The sequence below is a fragment of the Maritimibacter harenae genome, from assembly GCF_009882975.1.
Classification (GTDB): domain Bacteria; phylum Pseudomonadota; class Alphaproteobacteria; order Rhodobacterales; family Rhodobacteraceae; genus Maritimibacter; species Maritimibacter harenae.
Genome location: NZ_WTUX01000006.1, coordinates 68736 through 90083, shown reverse-complemented (window position 1 = coordinate 90083; position 21348 = coordinate 68736). Strand labels below are relative to the sequence as shown.

The following is a 21348-nucleotide window of genomic DNA, read 5'->3' as shown; positions in this document are numbered from 1 at the left end:
TCCTGCAAAAGGAATTGCGCGAGGGCGAATCCGCCCCCGCGCCTATCATTACGGATTAGTAGTCGGCGTCGCGAGCCTCGAGAGCTTCCTTGTACGCCGCGAGGATCGCATCGGCGTCATGGCCGTTGTCGGTGACCGCCTCTTTCCACTCGTCGATGAGCGGTGCGGCGGCGTCGATCCAGCTCTGGACCTCTTCCTCGGTCGGCGTGTTGAAGGTCTGGCCCTCGTCCGCCATCAGCTTCTCTTTCGCCGCCATGTCGTCCTCGGCCCAACCGGCCGCGACGCGACCCGACCATTCCGGGGAGCAGTGCTCGTCGATGACCGCCTTGTTCTCGTCCGACAACGAGTCGTACGAGGCCTTGTTCATGACCATGACCTGCGAGGACAGGTAGAACGGCATGTCGAGGTGGACCGGCACTTCGTCGGTCAGGTTGAAATCGTACATCGACCCCCACGGGAAGGTCACGGCTTCTGCGGTGCCCTTCGAGAGCGCTTCACGCACTTCCGGCGCGGGCACCTGGACGGGGCCGCCGCCGAGAAGCGAGACGAAGCGGGCCATCGTGGCGTGCGCCGGGCGCACGTTCATGCCCTGCACGTCCTCGGGGCTCGTCACGTCCTTCTGGCTGTGGAACGCGCCGGGGGCGTGCGGATGCACGAAGCACACCTTCACGTCGCCCATTTCCTGCTCGGCGCCATATTCTGCGTACCACTCGTGGATCGCCTTGGCACCTTCGACGCTGTCGTCGACCATGAAGGGGGCCTCGGTCAGCGCGTAGATCGGGAACCGGCCGGCGGTGTAACCCGGGTTCACCCAGGCGAGATCGACGATCCCGTCGCGCGCCATGTCGTAGTGGTCCGGTGCCTTGCCCAGCTGCTGCGCGGGGAAGATCTGGATGTCGATGCGGCCATCCGAGGCTTCCATCACCGATTCCGCCCAGGGCTGGATGCCCTTGGTGGCCGGCGAGATGGTCGGCGGCACCCAGTGCGAAAGGCGCAGCGTCACGTCCTGTGCGGTCAGGGTGGCGGGCACGATGGCGGTCAGGATCGCCCCGAGGGCGACGTGGGTCTTTTTCATGATGTCCTCCCAAAGATGTTCGCAACTGCGAAAACTGGGAATGATGGATATCAAACAATCTCGGGAGATCAATGGGAAATTCACGGGGCGGGGCGTGCAGGGATCATCACGCCGCCCGGCGCGGCGCACCCTGCCACGGAATGTCGGGGGATGTGAAGCGGGGGTGACCGGAGGTCGCGCCCGGCGCGTTCAGGCGGCGGCCGAGGCGCGCTTGACCTGGACCAGGCGCCGCACGAAGGCGACGATGAAGACCGCCGTGAGGATCAGCACGATGGTGGGGGCCGGGGCGCTGTCGAGGAAGAAGCTCAGGTAGGTGCCGCCCAGCATCGCCGCCATGCAGATGACGACCGCCACCCACAGCATCCGGCCGAACCGCCGCGTGAACAGAAACGCGCTCGCCCCCGGTGCGATCAGCAGGCCCACGGCGAGGATCAGCCCGGTGGCCGACAGAGTCGCGACGATGGTGAGCGACAGGATGGTCAGGAGGCCGTAGTGCAAGAGCCCCACCCGCAGGCCCGAGGCGCGCGCCTGCGCCGGATCGAAGGCGTGCAGCATCAGGTCCTTCCAGAACAGGACGAGCGCAGCCGAGACGGCGGCCGAGATCAGCCCGGCGGTCCAGAGGTCGCCCGGCCCGACGCCCAGCATGTTGCCGAACAGGATATGGTCGAGGTGCACGTTCGTGTTGATCGAGACGTAGATCACGATACCCAGCCCGAACATGCCGGAGAAGACGACGCCCATCACGGTGTCCTGTTTCACCCGGCTGTTCTCCGACAGGTACCCGGTGGCCACCGCCGTCAGCATGCCCGCAGCGAAGGCCCCGAGGATCAGGGGCAGGCCCAGGACATAGGCCAGCACGATCCCCGGCAGGACCGCGTGGCTCACCGCGTCGCCCATCAGCGCCCAGCCCTTGAGCACGAGAAAGCAGGACAGGAGCGCGGTGGGCACCGACACCATCAGCGCGATCCAGAACGCGTTCTGCATGAAGGGGAACTGGAAGGGCATGAGCAGCATGTCCATCACGCGGCGCCCTCCTTCAGCGCGGCCGCGGCCTTGCGCCGGGCGGCGAGCAGCCCGTGCTTCGGCGCCAGCAGGAAGGTGGCTAGGAAGATGGCCGTCTGCAGCACGACGATGATGCCGCCGGTCGCCCCGTCAAGAAAGTAGCTCGCATAGGCTCCGACGAAGCTCGTGACCGCCCCGATCGCGACCGAGGTCACGATAAGGCGCGGGAAGCGGTCGCAGAGCAGGTAGGCGGTCGCCCCCGGGGTCACCACCATCGCGATCACGAGGAAGGCCCCCACGGTCTGCATCGCCGCGACCACGCTGGCCGACAGGAGTATGAAGAACACCGCCTTGAGAAGCCCGGGACGAAGCCCGATCGAGCGCGCGTGGCTTTCGTCGAAGAAGACGACCATCAGGTCCTTCCATTTCATGATCAGGATGGCGAGCGACACCAGCCCGATGATCGCCAGTTGCAGCGTGTCGCCCGGGGTGATCGCCAGGATGTTGCCCATCGTGATCGTCTGGATCGACACCGCCATCGGGTTCACCGAGGCCATGAAGAGCCCGAGCCCGAAGAACGAGGTGAAGATGATGCCGATGATCACGTCGACCTTGAGCCCCGAGCGATCCGACAGGAATAGCATCGCCGCCGCCGCTAGCCCGCCCGACAGGAACGCCCCGAGCGCGAAGGGCAGCCCGAGGATATAGGCCCCCGCCACCCCCGGGACCACCGAATGCGACAGCGCGTCCCCGATCAGGGACCAGCCCTTCAGCATCAGGTAGGACGACAGGAAAGCGCAGACCGCGCCGACCAGCGCCGACACCCACATGGCATTGGTCATGTAGCCATAGCTGAAGGGTTCGAGGAGCACGCTCACTTGTCCGGCTCCTGCACGCGGGTCTGGTCGCCGTACTGCACGAAGGGCCGCTCATCGTCGGTGAGGATCGTGACGTTGCGCGCGTCCTCGTCGTCGTGGAGGTCCGAGCCGCCCAGCGTGAAGTGGCGCAGCACGCCGCCGAAAGCGGTGGTCAGGTTCTCGCGCGTGAAGGTCGTCTCGGTCAGGCCGTGGGCCAGCACGGTGCCCTTGACCAGGACCGTGCGGTCGCAGAACTCCGGCACGGTCCCGAGGTTGTGGGTGGAAACCAGCATCACCCGGCCCTCGTCGCGCAGCTCGCGCAGAAGCGCGATGATCTGCGCCTCGGTCTTCACGTCGACGCCGGTGAAAGGCTCGTCCAGCAGGATCACCTGCCCGTCCTGCGCGAGCGCGCGGGCAAGGAAGACGCGTTTCTTCTGCCCGCCCGAGAGCTCGCCAATCTGGCGCTTGCGGAAGTCCTGCATGTTGACCCGCCCGAGCGCCGCCTCGACGGCCTCGTGGTCGGCGCGCGAGGGGCGGCGCAGGAAGCCCATGTGGCCGTAGCGGCCCATCATGACCACGTCCTCGACGAGGACGGGGAACGACCAGTCGACCTCTTCCGACTGCGGCACGTAGGCCACGAGGTTGCGCTTCAGCGCCTCCTTTACCCCGAGGCCGAGGAGCCGGATCTCGCCGGCCGCGACCGGCACGAAACCCATCAGGGCCTTGAACAGGGTCGATTTCCCCGCGCCGTTCACGCCCACCAGCGCGGTGACTGTGCCGCGCGGGATGTCGAAGCTGGCGTTGCGCAGCGCGGTGTGGCCGTTGCGGTAGGTCACGGTCACGTCGTGCACCGCGAGGCCCGGCTCCGAGGCGGTGGGGGTGGCCGGTGCGGCCTGCGTGGGGGTCATGTGTTCGGTCATGTCTGCCTTTCGCCGGTTCACTCGGACCCCGCCGTGAGCCCCTCGACCACCGTCTCGGAGGTGACGCGCAGCAGGTCGAGGTAGGTCGGCACCGGGCCGCCCTCTTCCGACAGGCTGTCGACGTAGAGCACGCCGCCGAAGCGCGCGCCGGTTTCGCGGGCGACCTGTTCTGCTGGCGCGGTGTTGACCGTGCTTTCGCAGAACACGACCGGAATGTCGTTGTCGCGCACCCCGTCGATCACCTTGCGCACCTGCTGCGGCGTGCCGTTCTGGTCGGCATTCATCGGCCAGAGGTAGAGCTCCTTCATCCCGAAATCGCGGGCGAGATAGCTGAACGCCCCTTCGCAGGTGACGAGCCAGCGTTGCGCCTCGGGGATCTCGGCGACCGCGTCGCGCAGCGGCTCCAGCGTCTCGCGCAGCGCGTCCTTGTAGGCGGCGGCGTTCGCGCCATAGACCTCGGCATTGTCCGGGTCATGTTCGGAGAAGGCTTCGGCGATGTTGTCGATGTAGACCAGCGCGTTGTCGAGCCCCATCCAGGCGTGCGGGTTCAGCTGCCCCTCGTAGGCGCCGGACGAGATCGAGATCGGCTCGATCCCCTCGGTCAGCGTGACCGATGGCACGTCGCCCAGGTTGCGGATGAACTGTTCGAACCAGAGCTCGAGGTTCATGCCGTTCCACAGGATCAGGTCCGCGTCCTGCGCGCCGACGAGGTCGCGCGGCGTGGGCTCGTAGCCGTGGATCTCGGCCCCCGGCTTGGTCACCGACACGACCTCGGCCGCGTCGCCGGCCACGTTAGCGGCCATGTCGGCCAGCACGGTGAAGGTGGTGACGACCTTCATCCGGTCGTCCTGTGCCTGGGCGGGAGCGGTGACAAGCGCGGCCGCGAGGGCGCCAGCCATGAGACGGGTCAGGGTCGGGGTCATCGTGATCAGTCTCCGATCGTCAGTTGCAAGCGGGTTGCAGATAGGGATAACAGCCCTGCGATCAGTTGCAAGTGCAAATCATTTGCAATAAGAAGAAGCCCACCACCACGGCTGCACCGGTGAACATTCATTGATGGCTGACCTTTCTTTCCCGCCATGTTACCCCGATATCCCAGCCGGATCGGCCCGCTCCGATTTCCGGTTGGCAAGACTACGGCTGGAGCGGGGCGCCAGATGACCAAGGCAAAACACGAAACGCTGATCGACCGCTGCCGGGAGTCCGGGCTGCGAATCACGGGCCAGCGGCGCGTGATCCTCGAGGTGCTGGACGCGGCGAGCGATCACCCGGACGTCGAAGAGCTGCATCGCCGGGTGGGCGAGATCGAACCGGGCGTGAACATCGCGACCGTCTATCGCACCATGAACAAGCTGGCCGAGCACGACCTGATCGAACGCCACATGTTCGACGACGGGCGCCTGCGCTACGAACCCGCGCCCGAAGAGCACCACGACCATTTCATCGACGTGGAAACCGGTGAAGTGATCGAGTTCATGTCGGACGAGATCGAGCGGCTGCAGGAAGAGATCGCGCGCCAGCACGGGTTCGAGATCGTGAGCCACAAGCTCGAACTCTACGTGAAGCGCCGCAAGACCGACTGACCGCGGGTTACTCGGTCACGAAGGCGTAGTCGGTCATCTCTTCGCGCGACAACAGGTAGATCTGGTCGGGCGGCGTGCGCATCGCATGTTCCATGACGCCCAGCGCGATCCCCATGCGCGCGAGGTAGGACATGACCTCGGCCTGACCGCGTTGCACGTCCTCGACCGCCATGAAAGCGGGCAGGATCGTGCTCTCCCCGAAATAATGCTGGTGCACGCCGAGTTGTCCGGTCGCGGCCACATCGCGCGCGACGCCGCCCGCGAAGACATAGGGGCAGGCGGACAGGCAGACGCCGTTGTCGCCCACCTCGGTGTCGATGCCCGCCGCGCGGATCGTTTCGCCGATCTCGAGTGCATCCGCGACCGAGCCGCCGGTGCTGTCGAGCCGTATGCGCGTGACGTCCTGCCCGGCCGAGGCGCGGGTGGAGAGTTCCTGCCCGATCCGTGCGCCGTCGCCCCAGGCGATCTGGCCCGTAAGCGTGATCGTCGATCCTTCGCCGGAGATTTCCAGGCGCTCGGGCATCGGCCCCGTTTCGGGTCCGCCACCGGGCATCGAGGCCGGGGACCGATCCGGCGAATAGGGGCGCGTCGACGGGCCCGCCGGCCGTTCGCGGGTCAACGGGTCGCTGCGCGGCAGCGTGTCGCGCAGGTCGGTGAAGAGCAGCGCGGCGGCGATGGCCACCTGTACGCCGACGATCGCTGTGATCGCCTTGCGGATGCCGCCCGGGCTCCTGTCCGGCATATCGGTCATCAGTCCACCGCACGCACGTGGCGGGTCTTGCCGTCTTCCTCCGGCGGGGTCGGATCGGGCGTGTGCGGGTGCATGTCGAAGGCGCGGGCGGCGTCGAGGGCCGCGCGCATCTCGGCCACGGTCATCGTGTCCTCGATCGTGCGCACGCCCTGGCCCTGCCGGATCGCCGCATGGGTCACCATGAGCACGAAGACGAGCACCGCGGGCAACAGGTCGATGGCGATCGCCCCGGCCCAGGATGGCACGAAATTGCCGGCATAGCGGATGACCGCGTCGGCGGCCGAAAGGGGCGTGTATTCGATCTCCTGCGCGTCCGGCAGTGCCTGAACCTCGGCCGCGGCGGCCTCGAGCGTCGTGGCCCGGTCGGCGAGCAGCACGAGCACGCTTTCGATTGTCGATTGCTGGTTGGCGCGCCCCTCGGCCGATCCGGCGTCGAGATCGGGAAGCACCACGCTGTCGCGCAGGTCCGAGGCGGCGCGGGCCACCAGCGGCGCGACATTGAGCTGGCGCAGCTCCGCGATCAGCCCGGACAGGCGCACGGCCTCTTCCGCGAAGCGGACCGACCGGCCCTCGACCGCGCCCGGTTCGACCGACAGGGCGCGCATCCGGCTGAGCACCGCGTTGCCCTGCTGGAAAGCGGCCTCGACGGCCTCTTCCTGCTCTGCGATCTGTTGTTCCAGCCCTTCGAGCTCGGCGGATTTCTGGGTGAGCACGCGGAACACGGCGCCCCGGCCGGCAAGGCCGGAGAGGTTCCCCTCATCCTCCTGCGCCGACAGGTCCTGAAAGGTTTCGCGCGCGCGGGCGACGTCGCGCTCCAGCGCCTGGCCCGCGATCGTCTTGGAATGGGCGCGCTCCAGCGCGGTCTGGTAGGCCTGCACGGTGTGCGCGAGGTGCTGTTCAACTGCCGCCGCCCCGGCCAGCGCCGCGGCGTTGAGCCAGGAGGACATCGCCACGATCGCCACGGACCCCAGCGCCATCGACAGGAGAAGCCCGATGCGCGAGGCGGCGCTGCGCATCGCGGGCAGGAGCCGCATCATGAACGACCAGAAGACGAAGATGCCGACCGACACGGCCAGCGAATAGGACAGGGCCGCGAAGGTGGTCCACGCGCCGGTTTCGTCCAGAAGCGAGCGCACACCGAGGTAGGTATAGATGCCCGAGGCCGCCGCGAGCACGCCGAGCGCCACGCCGGTGAAGCTGTCGAGCCAGGTCAGGTGTCCGCGAAGCTCCCGCGCGTAGCGCGCCCCTTCGCGCTCCGGCGCGTGTGCCTGATCGTCCTTGGTCACGGGAGTCCCCCACCGGAAAATGCCTTAAACCCCATCAATCTAGGGGCGGGCAGGGGGTCAGGCAACGCAGGCGGGCCGAAATAGCGGCCTTTCGCCTACTTCTTGTCGGGCTGGAACCCGCTGCTGGCCGCGCGTCGGCCGGTCCCGAGGGTCGCGCCGGGGCCCTGCGAGGCGAGGATGAGAAGCCCGCCTGCGATCGCCCAGTTCTTGACCATGATCGTCAGCTGCCACGGGTCCTCGCGCAGGTCCCAGTGGAAGTAGCTCGTGCACAGGCAGTAGACGGCCAGTGCCAGCGCCCAGAACCGCACGCCCGGCCCGGTGATCAGCGCCACCGCCGCCACGGCGTTGAACCCGGCCGCGGCCCAGACGAGCCACGCGGGCAGGCCCAGCCCCGTGACCATCTCGGTCGCCTGGGTCGGGTCCATCACCTTCTGCACCGCTCCCCCGATGAAGAGGAGTGCAATCAGGAAACGGCCGATGAAATTCAGGATCATGGACATGCCGTTCTGTTCGCAAAGTCAGTGAGGAACCACAACCACTTCGCCGCGGGTATGCGAATGCCCGCCTATGGCCAAATGCGCCCGGGCCGGCCTTTTCGCTTCGTGATCACGCGTGAGGCGGCTAGGCTGCGCAAAGAAAGTCATTTTTTGTCAGGAGATTGAGCGCGTGCGGAATTTTCTTTTGCCGGTATTCGGCCTCATGCCTGCCGGCGCGTTCGCGGCGGCCGGCGGGGTCGGTGAAGGGTTCGGGGCCGATGATTGGCTGTCCAAGTGGCCGGTGCTCGCCGTCGTGCTGGCACTCGTCCTGTGCACGACGGGGTTCCTGACCGTCCAGATCCGCCGGCGCGCCCGCGCCATGGGGGACGAGGGGTGAGGCACCCCCACAGCGCCGCCGTTCTTTTCGACGCTTCGAGCGTCCCTTTTCTCCGCGAGGTTTGATCCATGTCCCAGCTGGTGACCCAGTTCCGACGCTTTTTCCGGTTCGAGGGCGTGAGCCTTCAGGTCGTGCTCGTGACCGCCCTCATTTCGTACGTCCTTCAGATCAACGCGATCGTGGGGGGAGAGCCGCTTTACCTGATCGCGTTCTACACGCTCCTGCCCTGGATTCCGCTCGCTATGTTCGAGGGGATCTGGAAGGTCAAGAATTACTCCATGATCGCGGTGCTGGGCCTGTTCACAGTGCTCCAGATCGGCCATTTCGCCGAGCACCTGATCCAGGTGATCCAGCTCAACGTCCTGAACGGCACCGTCGCCTGTCCGCCGCCGGTGGACACGATCGAGAACGCCGGGCGGGCGATCGAGATGGGCCTGCGCACGCTGGCGGCGGAGCCGAGCTATTACTCGGTGGAGCGCATCGCCAAGGCGGGCGCGGACGGCATGCCGCTGCTCGATGCCAACGGTGACTACATCGTCGGTCCGGCTGCTTGCGCCGTCTTCGGACAGCTCGACCTCGAGGTCGTCCACCTGGTGTGGGAGCTCGTGGGGTATTTCGGGACCGGCATGGTCCTGCTCTTCTTCCCGCGCAACGTCTGGCTCTACGTCGCGCTCCTGGCGCTGAGCTGGCACGCGCTCGAGCATCTCACGATCACCTATTTCTACTACTTCGACCAGGCTCCTCTCTGGCCGGGGGTCCAGCAGCTCTGGGCGACCGTGCCGGTGTCGGGAAACAGCTACATGGCGGTGCCCGCGGGGCAGGTCGAAACGATGCTCAATTTCTACCAGGCGGGCGGCAAGTTCGGTCTCATGGCCAACAACGGCCTGTTCGAGCAGCTGACCGGCTTCGACGGGATGCCGGGGCGCGCGACGCTTCACATGGGCTACAACCTCGCCATCACCGTCCCGACGGTGATCGGGTTCCTCGTCGAGCTGCGCAAGCTGCGCTCGCGCTACCTGGAGCAGACCTTCAAGGAGCTTTCGATCGACGAGGTCACGCGGCTGAGCCAGAAGGTGCAGGACGTGGTGTTCCACAAGGGCGACCTGGTGCTGAAAGAGGGTGATCCGGCGACCCATTGCTACCTGATCAAGGAAGGCAAGGTGGACATCGTGATCGACCATGGCGGTCCCGGCGAGAAGACGGTCGCGGAACTCCGCGACGGCGCGCTGCTGGGTGAGATGGGGCTTCTGGACGGGAAGCCGCGGTCGGCAACGGCGATCGCGCAGGGCTATGTCTCCTGCCTTGTGATCGACGCGGTGACCTTCGCGGACCTCATGAACCCGGGCGAGGGGGAGTTCCGGTCCGAGGCGACGATGCAGCAGGTCATGCGCATCGCTGACCTGCGGCGTGCCGACAACGCGTGATGCGATCAGCCGGCGCGCGGCCTAGCGCAGCGCGTCGGCGAGGAAATCCCACACGAAACGCAGCCGCCGGTTCTGGTGGATGTCGCGGTGTGCCGCGAGCCAGATGGGGAACGCGAGCGGCGCCTCTTCCTCGAAGACCCGCTCCACCGCCGGATCGGCGTCGCCGATCCGGTCGTCGAGCATGCCGACCCCCATCCCCTGCTTCACCAGTGCCCACATGACGAGGAAGTTCGCGGTGTGTATCGGGACGTTGTCCTCCGTGATCGGCACGCCGCGCTGCTGCAGGACCGACAGGAAAAGCCCGCCGCGCTCGGGCCCGACGAAACGGGCGTGGGCCAGGTCCGCGTAGCTTCGCACGTCGCCCAACGTGGCGATGTAACCCGGCGTCGCGAACATGCGGGCGGTGGCGTCGCGCACCTTGCGCGCGATGAGGTCGGGTTCTTCGGGGCGGAAGTTGCGGATGGCGATGTCGGCTTCGCGCCGGAGCAGGTCCGAGGCGGTATTGGACACGACGACGTTGACCTCGATGCGCGGCTCGGCCGCGTTCAGGCGCGCGATGATCGGGGGCAGGAGCAGCCCGGCGTAGGCATCCGACGCGCTGATCGTGACCGGCCCTTCCATCGTGTCGTTCTGCCCGAAGGCGACGTTGGACAGCCGCCCCGCGGCCGCGCCCATTGCGCGGGCGTGTTCGATCATCGCGTGGCCCGCCGGGGTGAGTTGCATACCCCGCCCCGCGCGTTCGAAGAGCGTGACGCCTAGCTCCTCCTGCAACGCCTCGACCTGCCGGCCAAGGGTGGGCTGCGCGAGCCCGAGGGCACGGGCGGCAGCCGACAGGGAGCCTTCCTCGGCCGTCACAAGGAAGGCGCGGGCGCGGTTCCAGTCGAAGCTGACGTTTTTCCAATCCATGCGGATATGCATATCAATTCCACGATATTGGTCAATTTTGTTGATGTAGTCCGCGAGCTATAAAACTCTCACCGGCCAACGCGGCCGACCAACATTCAAACGAAACAGCCTCTCGACCGGCGCGCCCCTTCGCGCCGGACCGATGCCCCTGTGCCGAAAGGACCACGCCATGAAAGCCTTCAACGATCCGACCTCCCGCGCCTACGGCCGCCTGACAGGCGCCTTCTATTTCTCCATCGCCATCTTCGGCGCCTTCGCCATCGGATACGTGCCCAGCCAGATCGTCACCGGCGATCCGGCCACGACGATGGAAACGCTCGTTGCCCGGCGCGGGCTCTACAACGCCGGTATCGGCGCGGACGTGCTGGTGATGCTGATCGAGGTCATGACCATGACCATGCTCTACCAGATCTTCCGCCGCACCAACGAAACGCTGGCTTTCGCAGCCATGCTGGCCCGCTTCGGCATGGTGGCCGTGATGGGTGCGATGCTTCTCTTCCAAGCGGGCCTGACCGGGTTGGCCACGGGCGAAATCGCGGCCTCGGACGACATCCGCAATGCGCTTGCCGGGTTGATGCTCGAAATCCACCATGCCGGTGTCTGGGTCTGGCAGGCGTTCTTCTGGATGCACCTGATGCTGCTGGGCACGCTCGTGCTGAAGTCCGGGCTGGTGCCGCGGCTGTTTGGCTACGGCCTGATCGTGGGCAGCTTCGGCTACGTCTTCGACAGCCTCTACAGCTTCGCCTTCCCCGAGGCCGACTGGTTCGGAACCCTGCGCATCGGCTTCCTCGCCATCGTCACCCTGTCCGAAGTCGGCTTCGCCCTCTGGCTCGCCCTCCGCGGGCCGAAGGACACCGCCCCCCTGAACCCGGCGCTGGCCGCGGCCTGATCCCCGAACGTGAAAGGAACCGAACCCATGAAACGCATCTGCATCATCGGCATCTCCGGCAAGCTGGGTCAGTACATGACCGAACACGCCCTGAAGATGGGCTACGAGGTCCAGGGGGTCTGCCGCCCGGAGAGCGTCGGCAAGCTCGCCCGCTTCGAAGGCCGCATCAAGATCTTTCCGGGCCGCACAAACGACCGGGAGGTGATCCGCAAGGCCGTCGAGGGCTGCGACGGGGTCCTCACCGTGCTGGTCCCGTGGGGGGTCGACGATTACGCCTCCGGCACCGCGAAGGCCGTGCTCGCCTTCGCCGATCCGGGCGCCCGGCTTGTCTTCTCCTGCGGCTGGCACATCACGATGGACGGCCGGGACCACTACGGGTTCAGGATGAAGGCGGCGCTGGCCATCGCGAAACTGGCCCGGTTCACCCGCCTCTTGGACGTCGACGACCAGTACCGGGCGACCGACGCGATCTTCGCCTCGAACCGGCTCTGGACCGTCGTGCGGGGATCGGATCTCGAGGAAGGTGAAAGCCAGGGGCTGCCGATCTGGGCCGAACACGTGCAGGACCCGCGCCTTGCTTCGAACCTGACCCGGCGCACGGATTTCGCGCTGTTCATGGTCCGCGCGCTGACCGACGACAGCCTGGTCCACAAGGCCCCGGCCATCGTCAGCCGGGTCTCGGCCTCGGCCACGGCGCATGCGGCCTGACAGGGACCAATATGGCCAAGGCGAAGGCCCCCGGTGACGGGGGTCTTTTGCATCGCGCTGCCCGATCCGGGGCATCCGGCCCCGGCGCCTGCACAACAGGCAGGCGAATTCTGCATTGCAGAGAAATTTTCCCCGATGCGGCATGCTGTCTCTTGAACGGGCAGCAGGGCAGGTTATCTGTAGATCAGGCGGATGGATTTATCCGCATAAATTGTAATCCCGAACCTCGGGATCTTACGATCAAAGCCGCCCGGTCGTGCGTCGTGACCTCCTCCCCACGACGATGCCCGGGCGGTTTTTTGTTTCCGAAATCACCCCGGGCCAAGCCGCCCCAACGCGCAACACGGGTGCATTTGCCGGTGGGGACGTTGAATTGCCTATTGATTGGGCAAGGTCGCATGGAATTAGATCATTCACACAGCAACGACCTCGGGGCCGGGGATTCCGGGCGGTAATTCTGGACCGCCCCCGCCGTTTGACTCAACCCTTCCGAGGCTTTGAAAACAAAGGGAGACTCAATCGTGTTTCATCGCGCCATCCTGACCGCCGCGGCCTCCGTGCTTCTCGGCAGCGCTGCTTCGGCCCAGACCGAGGTTCCGTTCGCGCTCGACTGGAAGTTCGAAGGCCCCGCGGCCCCGTATTTCGTCGCCATCGACAAGGGCTATTTCGAAGAGGCCGGGCTGTCGGTCGAAATCTCTGCCGGCTCCGGGTCGCTCGACGCGATCCCGAAGATCGCCACGGGTGCCTTCCCGGTGGGCTTCGCCGACATCAACTCGGTCATCAAGTTCCTCGACCAGAACCCCGGCGCGCCGGTCATCGGGGCGATGATGGTCTACGACAAGCCGCCCTTCGCGGTGATCGGGCGCAAGTCCCTGGGCATCGAGGAACCCGCCGATCTGATGGGCAAGGTGCTGGGCGCGCCGCCGCCGGACGGCGCCTGGGCGCAGTTCCCGATCTTCGCGGCCGAGAACGACCTGGACATGGACCAGATCACCGTCGAACCCGTGGGCTTTCCGACCCGTGAGCCGATGCTGGCCGAGGGCAACGTGGCCGCGATCACCGGCTTCAGCTTCTCGTCCTACCTCAACCTCGTGCGCCTCGACGTGCCGGAAGACGATATCACGACGCTCCTGATGGCCGACTACGGCGTGGACCTTTACGGCAACGCGATCATCGTCAACACCGATTACGCCGCCGAGAACCCGGAGATCATCGAAGGGTTCCTGGAGGCCGTGGCGAAGGGCTGGAAGGATGCGATCGCCGATCCGGCGGGTGCCATCGAGAGCCTGATCGAGCGCAACCCGGCGGCGGATGCCGACCTCGAGCAGCGGCGTCTGCAGCTGGCCATCGATGCGAACGTGATGACCGACTACGTCGCCGAGAACGGCTTCGGCGCGATCGACGAGGCGCGGATGGAGAATGCCGTGACCCAGATCGGCACGACCTACGAATTCGAGACCGACCCGGACATCTCACTCTACTTCACCGAGGCCTACCTGCCCGAAGGCGGCTTCGCGCTGGAATGACACGATCGGGCGCGGGGGCCGGTCCCCCGCGTCCGCACCAAGAAAAAAGGGGCAGGGCAGATGTATCCCATGATCAAGATCGAGGGCGTGCGCCACGCCTACAAGACCCCGGCGGGGCCGCTTCCTGTGCTCGACGGGCTCGAGCTGTCGGTGGACGAGGGGGGCTTCGTCGCCGTCGTCGGCCCTTCGGGCTGCGGCAAGTCCACGCTGACCCGGCTGGTGGCCGGGCTGATGAAGCCCGACGAGGGCAAGGTGATGCTGCACGGCGAGCTGGTTTCGGGTCCGCGCTCCACCGTCGGCATGGCGTTCCAGAACCCCGTGATGCTGGAATGGCGCACGATCCTGGAAAACATCATGCTCCCGCTGGAGATCGTCGCGACCAAGATGTCGAAGGCCGAGCAGCGCGAGCGGGCGAATTACCTGCTGGAACTCGTGGGGCTCGAGGGTTTCGGCGACAAGCGCCCCTCCGAGCTGTCGGGCGGCATGCGGCAGCGCGCCAGCCTGTGCCGGTCGATCGTTCACAAGCCCGAGGTGCTGATCCTCGACGAACCCTTCGGTGCGCTCGACGCCTTCACCCGCGAGGACCTTTGGCAGACGATGCACAAGGTGAAGGAGGAAGAGCCCTTCACCGGCGTGCTCATCACCCACGATCTGCGCGAGTCGATCTTCCTCGCCGACCAGGTGGTGGTGCTCAGCCAGCGGCCCGCGCGCACGCAATACGTGCTGGACGTGCCCAACACCGGGCCGCGCGATCTCGATCATCTCTACACGGCCGAGGCGGCCGACATGCTCAACATCCTGCGCCACCAGATCGAAGTGGCCCAGGGCCGCGCGGCGGCGTGAGGAGGCGGACATGGCTTACGTTCCGGACATGAAGCCGCGCTCGACCGGCGGTTCGATCGCGAAATTCCTCACCTCCCGGGCCTTCCTCGCCCCGATCATCGCGATGGTGATCTTCGTGGCGCTGTGGGAGTTCCTGGTCTGGGTCAACGACTGGCCCGACTACGTCATGGCGTCGCCCTCGGACCTGCCCGAGGCCTATGCCGATTACTGGGGTCTTTTCATCAAGTACGGCTGGCAGACGCTCTGGCGGACCGTCGTGGGCCTGATCCTCGCCGTGATCGTCGGGCTTCTGCTCGGAATGATCATGGGCTTCTCGCGGCTGATGCGGGACGCGCTCTACCCGCTTTTGGTGGGCTTCAACGCGATCCCCAAGGCGACCGTGGTGCCGATCGTGGCGCTGCTCTTCGTGGGTGCGCACGACTTCAACACGATCCTGATCGCCTTCATGATCTCGTTCTTCCCGATCGCCGTGTCGGTGAGCATCGGCCTGTCGACGCTGGAGCCGGAATACCGCGACATCCTGCGTGCGCTGGGCGCGAGCCAGGCGACGATCTTCTGGAAGATCGCGTTGCCCAAGACGTTGCCGGAGTTCTTCGGCGCGCTGAAGGTTGCGGTGACGCTGGCCTTCATCGGCACGAACCTGATGGAGATCGTGTCGCCCCACGGACGGGGGCTCGGTGCATTGTTCGACAGCGGCAAGACCAACTCGGACTACCCCCTGATGTTCGCCGTGCTCATCGCGCTCGCCGTGCTGGGGATCGTGCTCTACTACGTGATCGTCGCGCTCGAGAAGATCTTCGCGGGCTGGGCGGAGCGGTCGCCGGGCTGAGCGGTTTCGCCGCGGGCGGTGCCCGCGGCGATCCGCGCGGGGGCGCTGCCCCCACCTCAACCGTCATTTGCGGATCGTTCGCGAAGCGCTTGGCGATGTCTGTCGCATGGCCTGCCCCAGAAAGCCAACTGCCGAGATCCATCTGGATCTCGGCAGCCATTCCGTCAGGTGCATCTGCGTCAGGCGTTAGCCTGATACTTTGGGAGTGAGCCTCCTTTTCCGGATCATTCACACCACGACGTCTTGGTTGGCTCCGCCACATTTGCGGCTTCTTCGCGCTTCTTCCAAAACCAGTTGGCGCACCAGACTATGGCGGTCGCCACAATGGCATCCCAAATATAGTGGTAGCCAGAGTAAATCGAAATCCAGACAATCATTGCGAAAAACGACCAGCCCATCACTGCAAGAATGCGTGATCGCTCCTGAAGATAGAGAGCTACCACCGTAGCCACAGCGACATGCATAGACGGAAAAGCCGAGATGGCCGATATTTCAATGACATCAGTGCTTGAAGATACCCTCCACAGGCGGTCCTGAACTTGGCCTATCGGTGACGTAAGCCAATCTTTCGACATGAGAGCGGCATGAAGTTCAGCAAATGTATCTCCGCCGGTCATCCGGTCAATATAGATGGGTCCGACCGATGAGCCGAGTGTGGCGAGGATATTGCCAATCACGAGCCATGACCCGAAAAAGATCCAAGTGAAGCGGCGGGCGCGGCGAATATCAGGGTCAGTCGCGACAACCAAGATCGGGAACGCCAAGGCTGCGAACATCCAGACAGGCAGATAAAGCGTGTGAAACCACGCCGCGAGCGCCTCAGGAGTGATCCTGTGACTCAGCTCCCATGCGTGATTGCCGAATAGGATCGCCTGATCCAACTGAATTAGTGCTTCGTCCGCATAGAACGGAACAAGCTGCGGAATGGTGCATTTCGCGAAAATGAAGCCGACCTGCAAAACGACTGCGCTGGCTGTGACGTAAAGAGTTGGAACCAGGCGATCGATGGACCTTTTGGGCCCCAAGGCAAGAGCTGCGAGGGGTATTGCCCACCACAGCTTGAACAGCAACCCAGACATCTTTTTAAGTTCGTCAATGATCGTTCCAGAAAACGCGTTAAAAGCAGCCGCGAAGTCGTTGTTCAGCAGAGCGGTAATCAGAAGCATTATGCTTAAGTATATAATGCTCGATCTAAACAAAATGCTCATAACACCACCATTAAAATCATTTCAAAGGGCACCCATCGCGGCGAAATGAGGCGACGGTGTGGCACTTGCTTGATAAAACACTGTCGAATTCTTTAAGACAAAGTGGAGAGCGATCTCTGAGAATTGTGACCAGGAAACGAGCGCCAATAGCGAAGGGAGTAAGGCCTCAATCGGTGTCGAACACGCAGGTGTGGAGCAGATTGACTCGTCAGCGCCAGTCGCACCGCTTTCCGCCGAAATTCCGGCGTCGGTCGTTTCGCTTTGGACATAGAACACCCCCTGGTTCCTCAGTTGGTGCTCTCCACTTTTTCAGGCCGACCGGTTTGCCGTTGAATGTGGGCGTAAATGACTTTCGAGCTCCGCCCCCGCACCCCCGAAGTATTTCGGGAACGATGAAGGGGATCGGGGCGACGACAAAAGGGCCGGGAGCGACCCGGCCCTTCTCGCATTTTGGATGGTGCGCCTAGTTCGTGATGATCTCGGGTCCCATGAGGCTTGTCGGCAGCCAGGTCGAGATCCAGGGTACGTAGGTCACCAGGATCAGGAAGGCGAAGAGGATGGCGAGGAACGGAAGCGCCGCCTTGACCACCTTCATCATCGGCATCCCGGCCACGCCGGAGGTCACGAAGAGGTTGAGGCCAACCGGTGGGGTGATCATCCCGATCTCCATGTTCACGACCATGATGATCCCGAGGTGGATCGGGTCGACGCCCAGCTCGATCGCGATGGGGAAGACCAGGGGTGCGACGATCACGATGAGGCCCGAGGGCTCCATGAACTGGCCGCCGATCAGCAGGATGACGTTCACCACGATCAGGAACATGATCTTGCCGAAGCCCGCCGAGAGCATCGCGTTGGCGATCTGCTGGGGGATCTGCTCGTCGGTCAGCACGTGTTTCAGGATCAGCGCGTTGGCGATGATGAACATCAGCGTGATCGTCAGCTTGCCCGCGTCGAAGAGCGTGTCGCGGGTGTCGCGGTGCCACAGCGCGGTGACGATGGCCTGCGGCTTGGACAGGAGCGACTTCTTCGTGCCGTCGTTGTTGGCCTCGGCCAGCGGGCCCATGTCGCGGTAGACGAAGGTCGCGACGATGAAGGCGTAGATGGAGGCGACCGCCGCGGCTTCGGTCGGGGTGAAGATCGCGCCGGTCACGCCGGGGATGCCGTAGATGCCGACCATGATGATGACGATCAGGAGCAGGCCCCAGACCGCGTCGCGGAACGAATTCCAGATCTCGCCCCAGCCGGCCCATTCGCCCTTGGGCATGTTGCGGATGCGCGCGATGACGTAGATCGCGACCATCAGCATGGCACCGGCCAGCAGGCCCGGGATGACGCCCGCGAGGAACATCCGGCCCACCGAGACTTCGACCGACGAGGCGTAGACCACCATCACGATGGACGGCGGGATGAGGATGCCCAGCGTGCCCGCGTTCGCGATCACGCCGGCCGCGAAATCCTTGGTGTAGCCCACCTGCCGCATCGCCGCGATGACGATCGAGCCGATGGCGACCACGGTGGCCGGCGACGACCCCGAGAGCGCGGCGAAGAGCATGCAGGCGAAGACGCCGGCGATGGCGAGCCCGCCGCGCAGGTGGCCGACCACCGCGATGGCGAAGCGGATGATGCGCTGGGCCACGCCGCCGGTCGACATGAAGGACGACGCCAGGATGAAGAACGGGATCGCGAGCAGCGTGTAGTGGCCCGCCATCGCCTGGTAGAAGCTCTGCGCCACCGAGGCGAGCGAGGTGTCCGAGAACAGGAGCAGGAACAGGATCGACGAGACGCCCAGCGACACGGCGATGGGCACGCCGATCAGCAGCAGGCCGATGATCAGGACGAAAAGGAGTGCGACTTCCATGGATCAGTCCTCCAGGCGGGCGGAGTCGACATCGTCTTCCATCTCGTGGGAGACGATGAGGCTGTCGGATTGGCCGCGGATGATGCGGATCGTGGCCTGGATGAAGCGGAACAGCAGGAGCGCGATCCCGATGGGCAGCATGGCGTAGGGGATGACGCGCGGAAGCTTGTCGTATTCCTCGCCGAAGTTGATCCAGTCCTCGAGGAACTTGAGGAACCCCGGCATCGGGACCTGGTCGGTCACGAAGAACGCGCGGTCGCGGGTGTTCTCGTCGAACCCCAGCGGGAACCAGCGCCCCTCGGTCTGCCACAGGCCGGCGTAGGGGGCCCAGTAGTCCCAGGCGCCCTTCATGAGGAGCGCGGCGTAGACGAGGCAGATGGCGGCCGAAACCAGCGCGAGGATGCGGCGCGGGCGTGAGGGAAGCATCCCGGTGATCGCGTCGACGCCCAGGTGCATGGTCACGCGCACGCCGTAGCTGATGCCGAAGAGCACGAGCCAGGCGAACAGGATCAGGGTGACTTCGAGGCCCCAGATCAGCGATTCATTGAAGCCGTAGCGAAGGACCACGTTGACGAAGGTCACGGTGGTCATGAGGCCCAGGATGACGGCGATGGCCGTTTCCTCGAAGCCCCGGCGGTGTCCCGGTGCGGTCATTGTTCCTCTCCCCCCCGACGGGCCTGGCCCGAAACTGCGAAAGGGGCGGCGCGGGGTGGACCCGCGCCGCCCGGGGCGCATGGATTACATGCTTTCGTTGATGTCCTGCGCGGCGGCGATGTTTTCGGCGCCGACGTCACCTTCGAACTGTTCCCAGACCGGCTTCATCGCCGCGACCCAGGCCGCGCGCTGCTCCGGCGTCAGTTCGCGGATCGTGCCGCCGGCGTCGAGGATCGCCTGCCGGTTCTCGGCGTCGACTTCGGCGATCGCCGCGTTGCGCTCGGTCGTGACCTCGTCGAGGATCGTGAGGAACTGCTCCCGCGTCGCGTCATCCAGGCTGTCGAGCCAGTCGACGCTGGCCACGACGAGGTAGTCGAGCAGGCCGTGGTTGGTTTCGGTGACGCCGTCCTGCACCTCGAAGAATTTCTGGCCGTAGATGTTGGACCAGGTGTTCTCCTGCCCGTCGACGACGCCGGTCTGCAGCGCGCCGTAGACCTCGGAGAAGGCCATCGGTTGCGGCGAGGCGTCGAGCGCTTCCATCTGGGCGACCAGCACGTCGGACGGCTGCACGCGGAACTTCAGGCCGGCGGCGTCCTCGGGCATCAGAAGCGGCTTGTTGGCCGAGAACTGCTTGAGCCCGTTGTGCCAGAAGGCGAGGCCCTGGAGCCCGCGGCGAGTCATCGAGTCGAGCATGTCCTGCCCGGCGTCGGATTGCTGGAACTCCTCGACCGCGTCCATGTTCTTGAACATGAAGGGCAGGTCGAAGATGCGGAACACCTTGGTGAACGTCTCGAACTTCGACAGGGACGGCGCGGCGAGCTGCACGTCGCCCTGAAGCATGGCTTCGAGCACCTGGTCATCGTTGTAGAGCGTGGAGTTCGGGTAGACCTCCATGCAGGCGGTCCCGTCCATCTGTTCGTTCACCCGTTCCATCAGCAGGTTCGCGGCGATGCCCTTGGGGTGCTTGTCGGTGTTGGTGACGTGGCTGAACTTGATCACCATTTCGCCGTCGTCGCAGGCGGCGAGGGCGGCGGTGCCGGCAAGGGTGCCGGCGGCGAAGGTGGCCGCGGTGAGCGCGGTCGTCAGGATTTTCATGTGGTCTCCTCCATGTATCTCCCGACCCCGATCGGGGTCTGCCGGTATCTGGCGGGGCGGGCGACGGGGCGGCAAGCGTTGATTGCGCCCGGAGAGATTGAAGGCGCAATGCATTGAAAAATGGTGAATATTTCCGTGGTCCTGCGAGCTTCGTGCCAAATGCCCGGGCTGCATTGTGCGATTTTCCGCACGCGAATATTTGGCCGGTGTGCGGAAAATCGCACACTTCGGCGGTCCCACTCATTCATCTTTTTGGTTGACTGAGCGTCGGCCCCAATATTATTCACCTATATGGTTGAACGAATGGACGACGAGTCGCTGAGCACGATCCTGAAGGCCGCCAGCGATCCGACCCGGCGGGCGATCCTGACGCTGCTTGCGCAGCAGGGCCCGCTGCGGGTGACGGATATTCACAGCCGGTTCGATATGAGCCTCAATTCCGTCTCCAAGCACATCAAGGCGCTGGAGCGGGCCGGGCTCGTGAAACGCCGGACCGAGTGGCGCGAACACCTGATCGAAGTCGACATGGGGCCCCTGTCCCTGATCGACGCATGGTTCGCGGAACTTCGATCCATCTGGGAGCTTCGCCTCGAGGCTCTCGACGGCATCCTGTCCAAGGAGGACCCTGAAGATGACCGACCTGAGCCTGACCGTAGAACGCGTCATAGACGCCGAGCGTGAACGCGTGTTCAACGCGTGGCTGGACCCGAAACTGCTTGCCCGGTTCATGGTGCCGGCCCCGGGGATGAGCGTGCCGCACGCCACATCCGAGGCGCGCGAAGGCGGGCGGTTCGAAATCACGATGCAGGCGGGCGACGACGAGATACCGCATTCCGGCGAGTACCGCGAAATCTCGCCCCACGACCGGATCGTGTTCACGTGGGAAAGCCCGTTTTCGGCCGAGAACAGCACGGTGACCCTGACGTTCGAGCCGGAGGGCGACAAGACCCGGGTCGTGCTGACCCACGTGCGCTTCCCGGACGCGGAATCGCGCGACAATCACGAAAGCGGGTGGGGCGCGATCCTTGCCGCGCTCGACGAAACGCTGCGCTGAGGGG

23 protein-coding genes are annotated in these 21348 nt (G+C 65.1%); 10 read left to right on the top strand and 13 right to left on the bottom strand.

Annotated elements, in window-relative coordinates; genetic code table 11:
- Nucleotides 1-55: 55 nt before the first annotated feature.
- The 5 genes from GQE99_RS02880 to GQE99_RS02860 all read right to left on the bottom strand — a co-directional run bounded on the left by GQE99_RS02880 (nucleotide 56) and on the right by GQE99_RS02860 (nucleotide 4777).
- On the bottom strand, nucleotides 56-1075 hold the full coding sequence (locus GQE99_RS02880; protein WP_161350075.1) for a TRAP transporter substrate-binding protein: 1020 nt from the start codon (nucleotides 1073-1075) through the stop codon (nucleotides 56-58).
- Between the two features lie 189 nt (nucleotides 1076-1264).
- A complete protein-coding gene (locus GQE99_RS02875; protein ID WP_161350292.1) occupies nucleotides 1265-2095 on the bottom strand; it encodes a metal ABC transporter permease in 831 nt (276 codons plus the stop codon).
- Complete coding sequence (locus GQE99_RS02870; RefSeq protein WP_161350074.1) at nucleotides 2095-2955, bottom strand: metal ABC transporter permease; 861 nt, start codon at nucleotides 2953-2955, stop codon at nucleotides 2095-2097. The genes GQE99_RS02875 and GQE99_RS02870 overlap by 1 nt, the downstream gene beginning before the upstream one ends.
- The gene (locus GQE99_RS02865) at nucleotides 2952-3842 is read right to left on the bottom strand and encodes a manganese/iron ABC transporter ATP-binding protein (protein ID WP_161350291.1); all 891 of its coding nucleotides are present in this window, start codon (nucleotides 3840-3842) and stop codon (nucleotides 2952-2954) included. The genes GQE99_RS02870 and GQE99_RS02865 overlap by 4 nt, the downstream gene beginning before the upstream one ends.
- A gap of 29 nt (nucleotides 3843-3871) precedes the next feature.
- Entirely contained in the window at nucleotides 3872-4777 is a 906-nt protein-coding gene (locus tag GQE99_RS02860) for a metal ABC transporter substrate-binding protein (protein WP_161350073.1), read from the bottom strand.
- A 234-nt stretch (nucleotides 4778-5011) separates the two neighbouring features.
- On the opposite strand from GQE99_RS02860, the gene GQE99_RS02855 reads away from it, so the two are divergent.
- Nucleotides 5012-5437, top strand: a complete 426-nt coding sequence (locus GQE99_RS02855) for a Fur family transcriptional regulator (protein WP_161350072.1) — start codon at nucleotides 5012-5014, stop codon at nucleotides 5435-5437.
- Between the two features lie 7 nt (nucleotides 5438-5444).
- Here the strand turns inward: GQE99_RS02855 and GQE99_RS02850 are convergent, their stop codons facing one another.
- The 3 genes from GQE99_RS02850 to GQE99_RS02840 form a co-directional block, all read right to left on the bottom strand.
- Nucleotides 5445-6188: a COG3904 family protein gene (locus tag GQE99_RS02850; RefSeq protein WP_235917088.1), complete on the bottom strand. Its 744-nt coding sequence runs from the start codon at nucleotides 6186-6188 to the stop codon at nucleotides 5445-5447.
- Complete coding sequence (locus tag GQE99_RS02845) at nucleotides 6188-7474, bottom strand: hypothetical protein (RefSeq protein WP_161350071.1); 1287 nt, start codon at nucleotides 7472-7474, stop codon at nucleotides 6188-6190. The genes GQE99_RS02850 and GQE99_RS02845 overlap by 1 nt, the downstream gene beginning before the upstream one ends.
- Nucleotides 7475-7569: 95 nt before the next feature.
- Entirely contained in the window at nucleotides 7570-7968 is a 399-nt protein-coding gene (locus GQE99_RS02840) for a DoxX family protein (protein ID WP_328794034.1), read from the bottom strand.
- A gap of 172 nt (nucleotides 7969-8140) precedes the next feature.
- Here GQE99_RS02840 and GQE99_RS02835 point away from each other — a divergent pair, with 172 nt between their 5' ends.
- Nucleotides 8141-8347: a hypothetical protein gene (locus tag GQE99_RS02835; RefSeq protein WP_161350069.1), complete on the top strand. Its 207-nt coding sequence runs from the start codon at nucleotides 8141-8143 to the stop codon at nucleotides 8345-8347.
- 68 nt (nucleotides 8348-8415) lie between these two features.
- Complete coding sequence (locus tag GQE99_RS02830; RefSeq protein ID WP_161350068.1) at nucleotides 8416-9771, top strand: cyclic nucleotide-binding domain-containing protein; 1356 nt, start codon at nucleotides 8416-8418, stop codon at nucleotides 9769-9771.
- 21 nt (nucleotides 9772-9792) lie between these two features.
- Here GQE99_RS02830 and GQE99_RS02825 read toward each other — a convergent pair whose 3' ends face one another.
- A complete protein-coding gene (locus GQE99_RS02825; protein WP_235917087.1) occupies nucleotides 9793-10677 on the bottom strand; it encodes a LysR family transcriptional regulator in 885 nt (294 codons plus the stop codon).
- Nucleotides 10678-10846: 169 nt separating this feature from the next.
- Between GQE99_RS02825 and GQE99_RS02820 the strand changes: the two genes are divergently transcribed.
- The 5 genes from GQE99_RS02820 (at nucleotide 10847) to GQE99_RS02800 (ending at nucleotide 15472) form a co-directional block, all read left to right on the top strand.
- Nucleotides 10847-11566, top strand: coding sequence for a DUF4386 domain-containing protein (locus tag GQE99_RS02820; protein ID WP_161350066.1), 720 nt, complete (start codon nucleotides 10847-10849; stop codon nucleotides 11564-11566).
- A gap of 27 nt (nucleotides 11567-11593) precedes the next feature.
- Nucleotides 11594-12274: an NAD(P)H-binding protein gene (locus tag GQE99_RS02815; protein WP_161350065.1), complete on the top strand. Its 681-nt coding sequence runs from the start codon at nucleotides 11594-11596 to the stop codon at nucleotides 12272-12274.
- A gap of 521 nt (nucleotides 12275-12795) precedes the next feature.
- Nucleotides 12796-13800, top strand: coding sequence for an ABC transporter substrate-binding protein (locus GQE99_RS02810; RefSeq protein ID WP_161350064.1), 1005 nt, complete (start codon nucleotides 12796-12798; stop codon nucleotides 13798-13800).
- Nucleotides 13801-13860: 60 nt separating this feature from the next.
- On the top strand, nucleotides 13861-14643 hold the full coding sequence (locus GQE99_RS02805; RefSeq protein WP_161350063.1) for an ABC transporter ATP-binding protein: 783 nt from the start codon (nucleotides 13861-13863) through the stop codon (nucleotides 14641-14643).
- 103 nt (nucleotides 14644-14746) lie between these two features.
- Nucleotides 14747-15472 (top strand): ABC transporter permease, encoded by a 726-nt coding sequence (locus tag GQE99_RS02800; protein ID WP_235917096.1) that lies wholly within the window; start codon nucleotides 14747-14749, stop codon nucleotides 15470-15472.
- Nucleotides 15473-15696: 224 nt separating this feature from the next.
- Here the strand turns inward: GQE99_RS02800 and GQE99_RS02795 are convergent, their stop codons facing one another.
- The 4 genes from GQE99_RS02795 to GQE99_RS02780 all read right to left on the bottom strand — a co-directional run bounded on the left by GQE99_RS02795 (nucleotide 15697) and on the right by GQE99_RS02780 (nucleotide 20290).
- Complete coding sequence (locus GQE99_RS02795; protein WP_161350061.1) at nucleotides 15697-16638, bottom strand: phosphatase PAP2 family protein; 942 nt, start codon at nucleotides 16636-16638, stop codon at nucleotides 15697-15699.
- A gap of 505 nt (nucleotides 16639-17143) precedes the next feature.
- Nucleotides 17144-18541, bottom strand: coding sequence for a TRAP transporter large permease (locus tag GQE99_RS02790; protein ID WP_161350060.1), 1398 nt, complete (start codon nucleotides 18539-18541; stop codon nucleotides 17144-17146).
- 3 nt (nucleotides 18542-18544) lie between these two features.
- Nucleotides 18545-19195: a TRAP transporter small permease gene (locus GQE99_RS02785; protein ID WP_161350059.1), complete on the bottom strand. Its 651-nt coding sequence runs from the start codon at nucleotides 19193-19195 to the stop codon at nucleotides 18545-18547.
- Nucleotides 19196-19279: 84 nt separating this feature from the next.
- Nucleotides 19280-20290, bottom strand: coding sequence for a DctP family TRAP transporter solute-binding subunit (locus GQE99_RS02780; RefSeq protein ID WP_161350058.1), 1011 nt, complete (start codon nucleotides 20288-20290; stop codon nucleotides 19280-19282).
- 291 nt (nucleotides 20291-20581) lie between these two features.
- Between GQE99_RS02780 and GQE99_RS02775 the strand changes: the two genes are divergently transcribed.
- Nucleotides 20582-20971 carry an ArsR/SmtB family transcription factor gene (locus tag GQE99_RS02775; protein WP_202530561.1) on the top strand — a complete coding sequence of 130 codons (390 nt, stop codon included), beginning with the start codon at nucleotides 20582-20584 and terminating at the stop codon, nucleotides 20969-20971.
- Complete coding sequence (locus tag GQE99_RS02770) at nucleotides 20922-21344, top strand: SRPBCC family protein (protein WP_161350057.1); 423 nt, start codon at nucleotides 20922-20924, stop codon at nucleotides 21342-21344. Before GQE99_RS02775 ends, GQE99_RS02770 begins: the two co-directional genes overlap by 50 nt.
- Nucleotides 21345-21348: the final 4 nt, after the last annotated feature.

Excerpts from the sequence above, each read along its gene's own strand:
- GQE99_RS02815 (WP_161350065.1), top strand. The coding sequence starts at position 11,594 with ATGAAACGCATCTGCATCATCGGCATCTCCGGCAAGCTGGGTCAGTAC.
- GQE99_RS02840 (WP_328794034.1), bottom strand. The coding sequence starts at position 7,968 with ATGATCCTGAATTTCATCGGCCGTTTCCTGATTGCACTCCTCTTCATC.
- GQE99_RS02820 (WP_161350066.1), top strand. The coding sequence starts at position 10,847 with ATGAAAGCCTTCAACGATCCGACCTCCCGCGCCTACGGCCGCCTGACA.
- GQE99_RS02785 (WP_161350059.1), bottom strand. The coding sequence starts at position 19,195 with ATGACCGCACCGGGACACCGCCGGGGCTTCGAGGAAACGGCCATCGCC.
- GQE99_RS02865 (WP_161350291.1), bottom strand. The coding sequence starts at position 3,842 with ATGACCCCCACGCAGGCCGCACCGGCCACCCCCACCGCCTCGGAGCCG.
- GQE99_RS02790 (WP_161350060.1), bottom strand. The coding sequence starts at position 18,541 with ATGGAAGTCGCACTCCTTTTCGTCCTGATCATCGGCCTGCTGCTGATC.
- GQE99_RS02850 (WP_235917088.1), bottom strand. The coding sequence starts at position 6,188 with ATGACCGATATGCCGGACAGGAGCCCGGGCGGCATCCGCAAGGCGATC.
- GQE99_RS02875 (WP_161350292.1), bottom strand. The coding sequence starts at position 2,095 with ATGGACATGCTGCTCATGCCCTTCCAGTTCCCCTTCATGCAGAACGCG.
- GQE99_RS02830 (WP_161350068.1), top strand. The coding sequence starts at position 8,416 with ATGTCCCAGCTGGTGACCCAGTTCCGACGCTTTTTCCGGTTCGAGGGC.
- GQE99_RS02780 (WP_161350058.1), bottom strand. The coding sequence starts at position 20,290 with ATGAAAATCCTGACGACCGCGCTCACCGCGGCCACCTTCGCCGCCGGC.
- GQE99_RS02800 (WP_235917096.1), top strand. The coding sequence starts at position 14,747 with ATGGTGATCTTCGTGGCGCTGTGGGAGTTCCTGGTCTGGGTCAACGAC.
- GQE99_RS02795 (WP_161350061.1), bottom strand. The coding sequence starts at position 16,638 with ATGCTTCTGATTACCGCTCTGCTGAACAACGACTTCGCGGCTGCTTTT.
- GQE99_RS02805 (WP_161350063.1), top strand. The coding sequence starts at position 13,861 with ATGTATCCCATGATCAAGATCGAGGGCGTGCGCCACGCCTACAAGACC.
- GQE99_RS02860 (WP_161350073.1), bottom strand. The coding sequence starts at position 4,777 with ATGACCCCGACCCTGACCCGTCTCATGGCTGGCGCCCTCGCGGCCGCG.
- GQE99_RS02775 (WP_202530561.1), top strand. The coding sequence starts at position 20,582 with ATGGTTGAACGAATGGACGACGAGTCGCTGAGCACGATCCTGAAGGCC.
- GQE99_RS02825 (WP_235917087.1), bottom strand. The coding sequence starts at position 10,677 with ATGGATTGGAAAAACGTCAGCTTCGACTGGAACCGCGCCCGCGCCTTC.
- GQE99_RS02770 (WP_161350057.1), top strand. The coding sequence starts at position 20,922 with ATGACCGACCTGAGCCTGACCGTAGAACGCGTCATAGACGCCGAGCGT.
- GQE99_RS02880 (WP_161350075.1), bottom strand. The coding sequence starts at position 1,075 with ATGAAAAAGACCCACGTCGCCCTCGGGGCGATCCTGACCGCCATCGTG.
- GQE99_RS02855 (WP_161350072.1), top strand. The coding sequence starts at position 5,012 with ATGACCAAGGCAAAACACGAAACGCTGATCGACCGCTGCCGGGAGTCC.